The 12,831-nt window shown below is 60.0% G+C and carries 10 protein-coding genes; 4 read left to right on the top strand and 6 right to left on the bottom strand.

All coding sequences use genetic code 11. The features are described 5' to 3' along the window. From HZB60_11600 to HZB60_11585, 4 genes are all read left to right on the top strand, one after another. Window positions 1–1,210, top strand: a 1,210-nt coding sequence (locus tag HZB60_11600) for a hypothetical protein (GenBank protein ID MBI5060412.1), incomplete at its 5' end; no start/stop codon positions are given. A 26-nt stretch (window positions 1,211–1,236) separates the two neighbouring features. Continuing rightward, window positions 1,237–2,880 carry a hypothetical protein gene (locus HZB60_11595; protein ID MBI5060411.1) on the top strand — a complete coding sequence of 548 codons (1,644 nt, stop codon included), beginning with the start codon at window positions 1,237–1,239 and terminating at the stop codon, window positions 2,878–2,880. 344 nt (window positions 2,881–3,224) lie between these two features. After that, window positions 3,225–5,237, top strand: a complete 2,013-nt coding sequence (locus tag HZB60_11590; GenBank protein MBI5060410.1) for a DUF3857 and transglutaminase domain-containing protein — start codon at window positions 3,225–3,227, stop codon at window positions 5,235–5,237. Next, complete coding sequence (locus HZB60_11585) at window positions 5,237–7,108, top strand: DUF3857 domain-containing protein (protein MBI5060409.1); 1,872 nt, start codon at window positions 5,237–5,239, stop codon at window positions 7,106–7,108. Before HZB60_11590 ends, HZB60_11585 begins: the two co-directional genes overlap by 1 nt. A gap of 99 nt (window positions 7,109–7,207) precedes the next feature. Here HZB60_11585 and HZB60_11580 read toward each other — a convergent pair whose 3' ends face one another. The 6 genes from HZB60_11580 to HZB60_11555 all read right to left on the bottom strand — a co-directional run bounded on the left by HZB60_11580 (window position 7,208) and on the right by HZB60_11555 (window position 12,820). Then, on the bottom strand, window positions 7,208–7,870 hold the full coding sequence (locus HZB60_11580) for a rhodanese-like domain-containing protein (protein MBI5060408.1): 663 nt from the start codon (window positions 7,868–7,870) through the stop codon (window positions 7,208–7,210). A gap of 4 nt (window positions 7,871–7,874) precedes the next feature. After that, window positions 7,875–8,471 (bottom strand): YeeE/YedE family protein, encoded by a 597-nt coding sequence (locus HZB60_11575; GenBank protein MBI5060407.1) that lies wholly within the window; start codon window positions 8,469–8,471, stop codon window positions 7,875–7,877. Further along, on the bottom strand, window positions 8,468–9,019 hold the full coding sequence (locus tag HZB60_11570) for a YeeE/YedE family protein (protein ID MBI5060406.1): 552 nt from the start codon (window positions 9,017–9,019) through the stop codon (window positions 8,468–8,470). Before HZB60_11570 ends, HZB60_11575 begins: the two co-directional genes overlap by 4 nt. Before the next feature lie 82 nt (window positions 9,020–9,101). Continuing rightward, a complete protein-coding gene (gene nrfD / locus HZB60_11565; GenBank protein MBI5060405.1) occupies window positions 9,102–10,073 on the bottom strand; it encodes a polysulfide reductase NrfD in 972 nt (323 codons plus the stop codon). 3 nt (window positions 10,074–10,076) lie between these two features. Continuing rightward, window positions 10,077–10,616, bottom strand: coding sequence for a 4Fe-4S dicluster domain-containing protein (locus HZB60_11560; protein ID MBI5060404.1), 540 nt, complete (start codon window positions 10,614–10,616; stop codon window positions 10,077–10,079). A gap of 2 nt (window positions 10,617–10,618) precedes the next feature. Then, the gene (locus tag HZB60_11555) at window positions 10,619–12,820 is read right to left on the bottom strand and encodes a molybdopterin-dependent oxidoreductase (GenBank protein MBI5060403.1); all 2,202 of its coding nucleotides are present in this window, start codon (window positions 12,818–12,820) and stop codon (window positions 10,619–10,621) included. Window positions 12,821–12,831 lie beyond the last annotated feature (11 nt).

The raw sequence follows: 12,831 nt of genomic DNA, 5'->3' as shown, positions 1-12,831 counted from the left end.
GACGAGCTGCTGGTCGTGTCATGCCGCTGACTATCATGCCACGACCAACCCGGATCATGACGCCGCGCTGTTCCCGCAGACGTGTCAGACGTGTCATACGACCACCAACTGGAACTCGAATTTCAATCATTCGAACACGGACTTCCCGCTCACAGGCGCGCACGTTTCGGCCTCGTGCAATGAATGCCATGCCAGTGGCCAGTACAACGGCCTGCCGACGAGCTGCTGGTCGTGTCATGCCGCTGACTATCATGCCACGACCAACCCCGACCACGATGCGGCGCTGTTCCCGCAGACGTGTCAGACGTGCCATACGACTACGAACTGGAACTCGAATTTCAATCACGCGAACACGGACTTCCCCTTGACGGGCGCGCACGTCTCGGCCTCGTGCAATGAGTGCCATGCCAGCGGCCAGTACAACGGCCTGCCAACGAGCTGCTGGTCGTGTCATGCCGCGGACTATCATGCCACGACCAATCCCGATCACGACGCCGCGCTGTTCCCGCAGACGTGTCAGACGTGTCATACCACGACGAACTGGAACTCGAACTTCAACCATTCGAATACCGACTTCCCACTGACTGGTGCGCACGTCTCGACCTCCTGCAATCAGTGCCACGCGAGCGGCCAGTACAACGGCTTGCCCTCGACGTGCTACAGCTGTCACGCAGCAGATTACAACGGCACGAATGACCCCGATCACCAGTCCGCTGGCTTCTCAACAAGCTGTCAGACGTGCCATACGACCACGAACTGGAGCTCGAACTTCAATCATTCGAATACCGACTTCCCGCTGACGGGCGCGCACGTCTCGGCCACCTGTGTCCAGTGCCACGCCAGCGGCCAGTATAACGGACTGCCCACAGGTTGCTACAGTTGCCATACCGCGGACTATAACAGTGCCACCGATCCGCCCCACTCGGGAGACGGCATCCCGCACAACTGCGAAATGTGTCACACGACCTCGAACTGGAACAGCAACTTCAATCATGACGGAGCGTACTTCCCGATCTACTCCGGTGAGCATCGTAACGAGTGGAATACGTGCTCCGAATGCCATACGAATTCATCCAACTACGCGGTGTTCGCGTGCATAAATTGTCACGAGCACAGTCGCTCCGAAACAGATGGACATCATGAAGGCGTCTCCGGTTACGTGTACGCGAGTAGTGCTTGCTATTCCTGTCATCCCGACGGCCGCGAATAACGTATGTGATCTTCACAACGATCCGCATGATCAGAACCCGCAAACACTTGTTGAACCGTAAGCACGCCGCACTTTTCACCGCGCTTATCGCATCCGTCGTATGGTGGACGGCAACCTCCGCTGTTGCCGCGACCGTTGGCGCGACGATTACTCTTGTCACGAGCGACCTCGTTTATCTCGATGCCGGACGCTCGCAGGGTATCGAGATTGGTCAACCGGCAGAAGTCCGGCGCGACAGTGCGACTATTGCTAGTCTGGAGATCGTGGCGACCGCCGACAACTCTTCGTCCGCCCGCATCATCGAGCAACACTCCGCGCCGATCGTGGGAGATCTCGCGTTCGTCGAGGTTCCGGACTCTGCGGCGGCTGCCCCGGAGCTTGCCGGCGTGGAAAACAGTGAAATCACGGAACAACCTGCGCCCAAGACGAAGTCCGCCAAATCGAAACGACTTGAGAAGCAGGTAACAGGCCGAATCGGTGTGCAGTGGTACTCGCAGAATGACCGCCTGCCCCAGAATTACGACATCACGCAGCCGTCCGTCGTGACGCGACTCCGAATGCGCTCGCTTTTCGGAAGCGGACTCGATCTGAGCGTTCGGCTCCGTAGCCGCAGAAACTTCTACCCCGACGGCGCCGGCTCGCGAAATCGTACCGCATGGGACCACCGCTATTACGAGCTGGCACTCGCTTACCGGAACCCGGGCTCGGATTGGGAATTCCAGGGAGGACGAATTCTCGTCGGAAGCATCGGAGGTATCGGCTACCTCGACGGTGCCTATCTCCAATATCGATTGCCGGGATCCCTATATCTCGGATCGTTCGCCGGTTCCCAGCCGGACTTGACCACCACCGAGTTTAGGTCCGATACCCGTAAGGGCGGCGTGTGCCTCATCTGGAAGTCTAAAGCAGATGCGCACCGCGATCTTAGCCTGACGACCGCTTTCGCCGGGGAGTACAGCGGTAGCGAAATCAGTCGCGAATTCATCTACCAGCAATTCAGCCTCTCCTCGCCTGGCGGATTCTCTATCTATGAGAGCGCCGATGTGAATGTCAATCGCGGATGGCGAGCCGAGACCGAAGGCTCCTCATTGTCTCTGGCTAACGTGAATGTAAACGCTCGTTATCAGGCGGCCAAGCGAATCGCCGTCACGGCGGGTTATGACAGTCACGCCAACTATCGCACGTGGGAAACCCGCGAGACCCCGGATAGCCTGTTCGATGATGCCATGCGCCGCGGATACCGAACTGGAATCGAACTTGGTCTGCCCTATCATGTGCGCCTGGATCTGCGCGAGACGCTGCGCGACGAGCCCAATACGACCAAAGTCTATGCATCGACTTCGATCGCCGCCGTGACGCACGGCATTGTCGGCGGCAGATTCGGCTTGACCGCGCGCTATGATTCCTTCGAAAACCGATTCACTTCAGGCCTGCAACGATCGGCCAGCGCGAGCTGGACCACACCGCTGCGCGGCGACCTGACTGTCCAGCGCGGCCAGACCGCCTACCGATACCAATCTACCGACACCAAGGCCGACTCCGACTGGTGGAGAGTAGCGCTGGACTTTTCGCTCGGCCGGCATTGGTACGGATCGAGTTCCTACGAATCTTATGTAGGCACCAACGAGGACGTCGCCCGGCTCTTCGTCGAAACGGGTTTCCGTTTCTGATCGCCTCGCTCAGTGGTAAGCTCGACGGCCCTTCAGTCCTGAGGGGCCGTCTGATTTTTTGGCAAAGCCGGCAGAATAGAACAGCATGAACATATGTGCACGTCAACCCTTCAACGCAGCGAGAGTCGTTCGGATACCTTCCGTGTCGAGTATTCACATTGGCGGCTCCGCGCAGGAGGCATAGCCGAACCCCGTCGTGCCTATTGCTATGGATTTCAGCGGAAGAGCCCCGATCCCGGCGCAAATCCCCCTTGCGTTCGTCGCTCAATTTCGTCACTTTAGGTGGTCACTAATTCCAAGGCACTTTCCGCTTCCACCTATGTCATCCTGCCTCCAACCCCACTATGCGCTGGACAATTATTCCGCTCTGCCTGCTGATTTGTTTGATCAGCCCGCCAGGTCTCTGTGCCGAACCCGCTCATCCAAGCCCGTTCTTTGACCTGATCAAGGACGCCGGTACCGCGGCCGACTACGAAGGCCAATCCACACTCATCGTATTCGACTCCACGTGGATTGACGTCGATACCACCGGACTCTCGCACAAGCGTGGTCACACGCTGACAAAGATCCTCACGCCCGAGGGAGTCGCCCGCTTGCGCGCCGTGCGCTTCGATTACGACCCCGCGTCGAATCGCCTCGAGATCTCCCGCGCACTGATCCACCGCTCGGACGGAAACGTGGACACGGTGAGCTCCGCCCGGGCTACCGATCAGCCGCAACCGCAGCACTTGATCTACTGGGGCGCGCGCATGAAAGTGCTGCCAATTCCGCCGCTCGAAGTCGGCGATGCGCTCGAACTCGAACATACTTTAGTCGGGTTTACCATCGCCTACCTCGCCTCCGACGGCGAAGAGGAAAAGTACATCCCGCCGATGCGCGGAACCTACTACGATGTGATTCTGTTCGGCGGCGCGGCCGGATTCCTGAGCTTTGGCGGCGCCCCGCCGACCAAACTCAAAGCGTACTCCATCGTCATGCCGGAGTCCAAGGTCGCGCAATTCGAAACCTATAATGGTGAGATCAAATCGTCGCTCACCTTCGCGCCGGGTAAGCTGATCTACTCGTTCTGGAAGCAGGACCTCCCCGCCTTCAAGGAAGAGCCGCGCGAACCCGATCTGCCCGACATCGTGCCGAAGGTGGTCTTCACCAACGTGCGCGATTGGGCCGAAAAGTCCCGCTGGTTCTATCGCGTAAACGAAGATCGCGAGATCTTCGCGGCCGACGACGCCATTCGCCGTGAAGTCGAACATGTCACGAAAGATTGCAAGTCCGATACCGCGAAGTTCTATGCCCTGCTGCACTGGGTCGCCCACGGGATTCGCTATAGCGGCGTCTCCATGGGTGAGGGCGAGGGCTACACGTTGCACCCCTCGACCATGACTTTCCGCGATCGCGCCGGCGTGTGCAAGGATATCGCCGGCATGCTGATCACCATGCTGCGCGTCGCCGGCTTCACGACCTATCCGGTGATGACTTGCGCCGGCTCGCGCGTCGAACAAATTCCGGCGGACCAATTCAATCACTGTGTCGTCGCAGTCAAGAAGTCGGACGGCGGGTTCATCATGCTCGATCCGACGTGGTCCCCCTTCAACACCGAACTGTGGAGCCGCGCCGAATCCGAACAGCATATCGTGATCGGCAGTCCCGAGGGCGAGGAGCTGCGCCAAATCGAAAAATTCACGACCGAGGACAACGATTTCACCGTGGCCGTGGCCAGTAGGTTGGAAACCGATGGCACGCTCTCCGGAACACTGAGTCTGAGCGGCAAGACGCAGGGCGACGCGCGTCTGCGCCGTCCGTTCAGCGATGCCGGACAGGACCGCTGGGAGTACTTCTGCCGCGACTGGCTGCACAAAGCCGACCCGGCGACGCAGTTAGTCACTGTCAAATTCGGCGACCTGTGGAATTTCGAAAAGCCGTTCACCGTTGCGATTGAATTCCGGGTTGCGGACTATGCGCGGGTTATTGGCGATCGGATGGATTACGTGCCCTATAGCGTAAAGCTGCTCGCCGCAAATGGACGGCAGTGGAACTTTGTGCATGACCTGACTGCTAAGAAGCGTGCACACCCGATCTTCACGTACAACCCGCGGCATGTCACATTGCGCGAGACGTTGCTGCTGCCACCGGGTCACGCCGTGCGCAAACTGCCGGAAGCGCGCGAGCTCGGCGATGACCTCGCTTCATTGCGCGGCGGCTGGACGACGGCCGGTGGCGGCTTGACATTGGAACAGGTCTGGCGATTCCGCGATCGCTGGATCGCGGCTGATCACTATGACAAATTGAAAAAGGTCACGGACGCTATGAAGGATGCCGATGCCGTGTCGCTCGTCGTGGACCGGAAGGGAGGCAAGTGATGATCCGCTCCCGAGTTGCGCTACCGTGCCTTTGCGGACTACTGGCCCTCTTATCAGTCACGGCTGCTCCGCTTCATGCCGAGTTCATGGGTCTGCCCGAGGGTGTGAAATCCAATGTGAAAGCAATCGAGCGCTATCCCCGCGCCGCAGCCGTCCTGCTCTATGTCAAGGAGTCGTTCGTGCTGCAAGTGGATGGCGCCCAGACCTACGAGTGGCACTCGTTCCGCTATCTGCCCGATGAAGCGGCGCGCGATCTCTGGGGAGACCCACGAGTCGCGTATATTGAAGGCGAACAGCAAGTGGAAATCCTCGCGGCACGATCCTACACCGCGGACGGACGCCAGATCGAAGCCACACCTCACAACGCCTACAACTCCGTCACGCCGGACGAACTAAGCCTTGCTCCCGAATTCAGTTTGTTCCGCCAGATGGTCATTACGATGCTCGGACTCGAAAACGGAAGCATTTCGGAGTTCCATTATCGTGTAACCACGGCGAAACCGCGTTTCCCGTGGCTCAGCGGTCGCGTTTACTTGCGCGAGGAGGTGCCGACGATCTTGCGCGAACTGGTCGTGCAGATTCCGGCGAATGCCGTGCTGACCTTCGAGAGCGAGCATGGTGTCGAGCAGCCGATCCAGGTGAATGGGGTGAACACGTGGCGCATGGGCGAGCAACCGGGTTACCTTACTGAGGATCTCGGCGGTCATCGAATCCTGTTGCCAAACGTCGCGTTTAGCACAGCGAAGGACTGGAAAGCGGTCGGCGGCGAACTGAAGCGCCGACTTGAGGCCGCCGCGGACTCGGTGGCGGTCCCGGTTTCCTTGCAGACTCAGCTTCGTCCTGCCACATCCGAGGAAGGCAAGCTGGACTCCATCAAGCACTGGGTTGCCGCGCGGTTCAGCCGTCTCGAGTTCGAGCATCCTGATTTCGATGTCGTGATTCGCCCGCTTGCTCGCGTGCTGAACAGTGGCTACGGGAATAGCCTTGAACTGGCTGAGTTGGTCGCCACATTTGCACAGGCCAACGGACTGCGGGTCGATCCCGTCGTCTGGTATCCGTTCGAACCCGCCGTGCCCGGACTCGATCATGCTATCGGTATGTTGCGAGTTCAGCACGGGACGGTCAGCTTCCTCTGTGATCCAGTGCGTTCGCGTTCCCAGTTCGCGAGCGTTGACCTCGCGGAGTCCTGCTATCTGTCCACCGATTCCGACGCCCCGACGCTTCAGCCGCTGATTCCTTTCACAACCGAAGGCAACAGCCTCGATTTGCGCGTCACACTCTCCAACGTCGAAGCCGACACCATTCTTGGTGTGGGATCGTTCTCGGCCGCCGGCGGGTTCAGTCCGTTCGAGAGTGTCCGCGAAGCTGGCGCTGAAGAGTTTGTGGCTGATCTGTTGACGCTGCCGGATCTCTCGGTAAATTCCGCCATCGTACGCGAGCTTGGTCCGGCGGCGGTCTCGATCTCGTTTTCGTTTGCTCTGCCGAGATTTGACACGGCGGATGCGTTCCGGCTGCTGCCCACGTCGTTGCTTGCGCTCGATCCGTATCTCATGTCGCCGCCCCTCACGCTCGAAGCGAAGGAGTTTCCGTTCTGGATTCGCGTCCCCGGAACGATCACGACGCTCCTCAATGTCCCCTTCCCCGCGAAATGGAATGCCGTGAAGACGCCGGCCGCGCTCGCTGCCTCGTGGCAGGGCGGAAGCGGTTCACGCACATGCAAGACTGAAGATCACCAAGTGAGCGTCGAGACCCGAATCACCAACAGCAATGTCTGGTTGCCGTCCGGCGACTGGGCACAATTCCGAAACTTCCTGATCGAGACCGGGCAGCGACCCAACAACGCCATCGGCTTCGTGCCGCGGCCGGATTGACCGCCCGGCGCCACGGCACGTGGCCGGGACGACGAATACAAAGCGCCCGCGGGAATGAATCCCGCGGGCGCTCAGCTTGTGCGTAACGGCAACGTTGACTCAGCAGCCTTCCTTCTTTTTCTTCTTGCCTCCGGCAGCCTTCGGAGTGCCGGTACCACCGGTCGGAATCTGCAATTTCGGCACGCGCTTCGAATCCGTCAGCGCATCTTCAGCGGCGCCCGACTGCGGAGTCCCACCGAAAAACGCGCACACCGATTTCACACGGGCCAGCGAATCGCGCTGCGCCGGAAGCGGACTCTCGGGAAGCCGCGGAAATAGAATCCGGTCCTTCCATTCGTCCAGCCCGCCGGTAAGCATGTAGCTGTGCTTGAATCCGCGCCCTGCGAGCAGCATCCATGCCTGCGCCGCGTGAATCCCGCCTTCCGAATACAAAACCAGCTTCTCGTTGCGCCCGAGCTCCGCCGTCGCCAATTCCCCGACCGGAATGCTCTCCGCGCCCTGAATGTGATATTCATTGTACTCCGCGTCGCTGCGGACGTCAATCAAGCGATAGTCGGCGCGACCCTGAATAATCCAGTCCGCCAGCTCCGGTGCGCTGATATGGTCCGTTTCGTTCTGCACGATCAAACCCAATTCCTTCATATCCAGCGACACCCGCGTCCCCCGGTACGGACTACCGGGCAACACCGCGCCGACTCCCAGCGCCAACGCGATCAAGGCGCACTTCTGCGTCCATGTCCAACCCGAAAGTAGTTTCATCATCAGCTCACTCCGGGCGAATATGCGCCCACTTCTTCTCCGCCCGACCCGCAAACCAGAATCCACCCAACGCCATTAGCACGACGAGGAACACGACAAGCCCGTAAGACAAGCCCGTCACAGCGGGCAGCGTGATCGATCCCATCGACGAACTGTTGTAGAACGCTTCAATCAGCGAGAATGATTCGCCGAACACGAAGATGCCCACGACAATCCCGCACAGGTAAACGAAGCCGTCAATCCGACCCGTCGCGGCCGCCACGCACGATGTTCCCGGACAGTAGCCGCCGATCACGAAGCCAAAACCCAGGAGTAGGCCGCCCGCAATTTGCGGCAGCAGGTAGGTGGGACTGACATAGACCAGTGACAAATCGACCAGGCCGAGCACCGACAGATAATACAGCCCCAGCATCGCCGTAATGATCGCCGTGAACATCACCTTGAACACCGTCAAATCATAGCCGTAAAACTGCGCCGCCAGCTTGCGCCCGCTGCCAAAACCGGCGCGCTCGAGAAAGAACCCGAACCCGATCCCGATCCCAAAGGCGACGACCAGCCCCATGTTATCGCCAAACAATCCGTACTTGAATAACGGCGCGCTCATAGCCATTGCCTCCGCATGAAATAGGCCAGCAGGTACGCTCCCGCGAATACGCACATCATGAATGCCCAGCTTCCCACGCTCAGCAGCGCGCCGCCCGTCAGCGCCTGACCGCTCGTGCAGCCGCGCGCAAGCTTCGCCCCGATGCCCATCAACACTCCGCCGGAAAACGCAAAGACGAGTCGACGCCCCGACGAAATGCGCGGACCCTTCTCAATCGACTTGTTCACGCGCCCGGCCAGAATTCCCGAAAGAAAGCCCCCCGCAAACAAGCCGAGGACTTCAAACACAAGCCAATCTTTCAGCGGGTGCCGGGTGCCGTCGCCGAGGTACTCCTGGTAGTACGCATTCCCTTCGGCGTGCGATGGCGATACGGTGTGAACACCGGTCGCGACCAAACTGGAAAACGCGCCGGATGCGCCCAGGCCGCGACCCATAATCACAAAGGCCGCCAGTAGGACGAGCCCCAGACCGATTCCAGCCGCGTAGGGGTTCCAATAAGCGGATGCGGCCGGTCGCAGCGCCGCGTGATCGGCTTCCGGCGTCCCCATAAGTTCATTCGACCCGATTGCGGACATGAGTCCTTTCCCTCTCGATGAATGCGTGATGTGAAATCCCTTGCGGTACGCCTTTTCAACGCAGGGCTGCCGCCGTCACTGGAATCCAATGCGACGTCTGCCCGGCATAGACAATCACGAAGCGCAACACCAGTCCGCCAAACAGCACGAGTAACGGCGGAATCGCCGTGTGTTTGACTTTGTGTTGAACCGCCAATATCTGCACAATCAGCGGCAACAGAATCCCCGCCATCACCACGAATACCCAGAATACGGGCGCGTAGGTTCCGCTGAGCAGGAGTGACGCCGCCTGCTGATGCGCCGACGTCGAGCTGACCAGTCCGATTAAATACAACGCGATGACGAACAGCTCCAGCACGAGAAAACCGTTGTCGGCCTTCGCCAGCAACTCCCGTTCGTCACGATCCTGCGCGATCATGTGCACGAGCGCGGCCGCCGAAGACGCCCCGGACACGAGAAATAGCAGCCACAGGATCGCGCTGTTCCAGAGCGGCCGCGCGCCCACCGCGCTGAGCAGCACCCCTGTGTACATGCCTAACATGCCGCCGAGCAACATGTTGAGCACGCCGATCGCGCGCACCGCACTCGGATTCTCCCGCAAGGTTGACGACCAAACCAGAACGGGACGCAGCCAGCCATGCCATTTGGCTCCCCACGCATCCGGCGCGCGGAGTAACAGCAGCACGGCAATCGCGGGATAGACGAGAAGCAATATCCACGCACCCCACGACATCGGTGACGTCAGCTCAAATGTCGTGTACAGCCGCCACGTAAAGCCCTTGTGTTCAAGATCAAGAAACAAGGCGAGCATGCCCAGCGTCAGCAGCAACAGACTGATCGTGGGAACTTGATAACAGGCGCACTGTGTCCGTTCGCGGTATCGACCGCTGAAAATGAGGTAACCCGAGATCAGCATCATCCCCGCGACCAGACCGCCGAGAAACAGGTACACCGGGATCTCCCAACCCCAGATGTGCAGTGCGGGGTCGAGCAGCGGATTCATGCGCGTGGAAGTCAACTCGGGCATCGGCTACGTCAGGTAAAATATTTGCGGTGCGGTCCCCGCTTCGGGCATCACGCTATGATGTTGGCGGGTCGCGAGCAGCCGGCTCACGTCGCTATTCGGGTCTTCGAGGTCGCCGAAGTACATGCAGTGCGTTGGACAGACTGCCACGCACGCCGGCAATTGCCCCTGCTCAACGCGATGAATACAAAATGTGCATTTGTCCGCGTACCCCTCGGGGTGAATAAACCGGGCGTCATACGGGCACGCCGCCAGACAGGCTTTGCAGCCGATACACTCGTTGTGCGTCACCAGCACCACGCCGCCGAGATCGTGAACATGGCTCGCGCCCGTCGGACAGCAATGGACGCACGGCGGATGGTCGCAATGATTGCAACGCTCGCTGCGAATCTCCATGTTCAGCGTGGGGAACTTGCCCCCGACTTCCGTCACGATCCAATCCCGGTTATAGCCCTCCGGGACCCGATTCTCGGTCTTGCACGCCACAACGCAGTCCATGCACCCCACGCATTTCCGCGTATCGATCACCATGCCAAAGCGCGCCATCGTCAGCCCTCGCTTTCGATGGTGACAAAGTTAACGTTCATCCCCGTGCCGCCCATCAGCGGATCGACAACATAGCGCGTAATCAGCTGCGAATCGCTGGCCCCGCGGCCCCGCGCATGTCGCATCCCTTTCGCCGTGTGCCCGAAGCCATGCACCAGGTAAACGCAATCCGTGCGAATCCGCTCCGTGGCCTTCACCTTGATGGAATTGGAGATGACGCCATCTTCGTTCTTCAACTTGACGCGATCACCACTCTTCAGTCCCAGGCGCGCGGCCACATCCGCATTGACCCACACTTCGTTCTCATTCATCATGTCCATGAGCACACGATTCGTATGCGTGCGGCTGAACGAATGCACCGGCGCGCGACCGAACAGCAGCCGAAAATAGCCGGGCGGCGGCTCCGGCGGCGGCGTGAATCTCGGAACAGGGTCGAAGCCATGCTCCGCCAGTTGCAGGCTGTAGAACTCAATCTTCCCGGACGGCGTCCCGAACTCCGCGGGCACGCCCTCGTCAAAGTAGATCGGCTGCCGGTCGCCGCGCAGAATCCCCTGCTCCTTCAGCTCCTCATAGTTGTAGCCGCCCGCCGCGAGCCGGAAGCGAAAGTACTCTTCGATATCCTGCCACGGGTAGTAATCAGCGAGTCCGAGACGCAAGGCAAGCTCCCGCGCGATCCACCAATTCGGTTGCTGGTCGTCCGGCGACTTGACCACGGGCTGCCGAATCGATATGAACGGATCGCGGAACCACTCCACATTCAAGTCATCAAACCGTTCGAGATAGACCGACTCCGGCAATACCACATCGGCCCAACCCGCGATTTCGCTCGGAATCACATCGACAACCACCAGCAGGTCCAGCTTCTGTATCGCGCGAATCGTCTCCGCCTCGTTGGGTAGCGCCTGAAGCAGATTCGTCGCATAGACCATCCATCCCTTGATCGGATAGGGCGTGCCGGTTAGCGTCGCTTCCCGAATCCCCGTCGTAATCGTCTCGTGCGCGAACGGATACTTGTGATCCGGATTGTCCACCTTACCCTTGTCAGATTTCGGATAGGGCGGATAGGGATAACCGGGCAGGTCCATATTTGCGGGGTAATAAAACCCGCCCTTACGGCCCCAACTGCCCAGCAACGCGTTCAACAGCGCGATCGCCCGGCTCCGTTGCGCGTCGTCGCCGTACCAATTCACGTGCCGCCCCGGATGAATCAGTGTCGCCGGCCGGAACCGCGCCATGTCCCGCGCGCTCTCGCGAATTAGCGCCGGCTCCACGCCCGTCAGCGGATAAGCCCATTCCGGTGTGTTGTGCAGTATCTCAGCGGCAAACTGCTCAAATCCGAACCCATGCGCCGCGATGTACTCCGCGTCGTACAGCTGTTCAGTGACGATCACATTCATCCACGCCAGTAACAGCGCCAGATCCGTTCCCGGCTTCACGGGCAGATAGTACTTCGCCTTCGACGCCGCCACCGAATACCGCGGATCGGCCACGATCACTGTCGCTCCCTGCTCGATGGCTTCGGCGAATTCCTGCACCTGCGTATTGTGCATGTTCTCGCCCAGGTGTGAACCGATCAACACAATGCACTTCGCATTGCGAATGTCCGTCCGCTCCGGCGAACTCACATCCTCCCCAAACGTCAGCCGAAAGCCGACATCGCGCGGACCCCGGCACTGCGCGAACGACGGTGCCGCGATATTCGGCGATCCGTACGCCTTGAGCGTGTGCTTCAGAAAATTGCCGCCGATCCCGTGACTGAACAGCGCCATCGCCTCCGGTCCATACTGCGACTTGATCGACTGCATCTTCCCGGCAATAAAGTCCAGCGCCTCGCCCCAGGTCACCTCGATCCATTCCTCCTGCCCGCGCACGCTCTTGCGCAGCAGCGGCGCGCGCAAACGATCCGGATCGTAGTGCGCGCCCACGCCGCCCGTGCCCCGCGGGCAGAGCCGGCCGTTGCTCAGCGGATCGGCCGGATTGCCCTCAAGTTTCCAGAGCTTACCCCCCGCGACGTGCGCAATCACTCCGCACTTCCAGAAACAGATGTCGCAGTACGTGGGAATCGTCTGCACGTCCTCGTCGCCGGCGCCCCGCTCGATAGCCTGCGCCACGCCCGGCAGATCGTACAGGTAACGTCCCGCCGCTGCTACGCCGACGGAGGTCGCGCCGATCTTGAGAAATTTGCGTCTGGTCAGGCTATTCATTGTGGTTTGCA

It is taken from the genome of candidate division KSB1 bacterium, from assembly GCA_016214895.1.
Lineage (GTDB): Bacteria > Electryoneota > RPQS01 > RPQS01 > RPQS01 > JACRMR01.
Note: the sequence above shows the minus strand (reverse complement) of the source record. Positions and strands in the feature narration are given on the sequence as shown.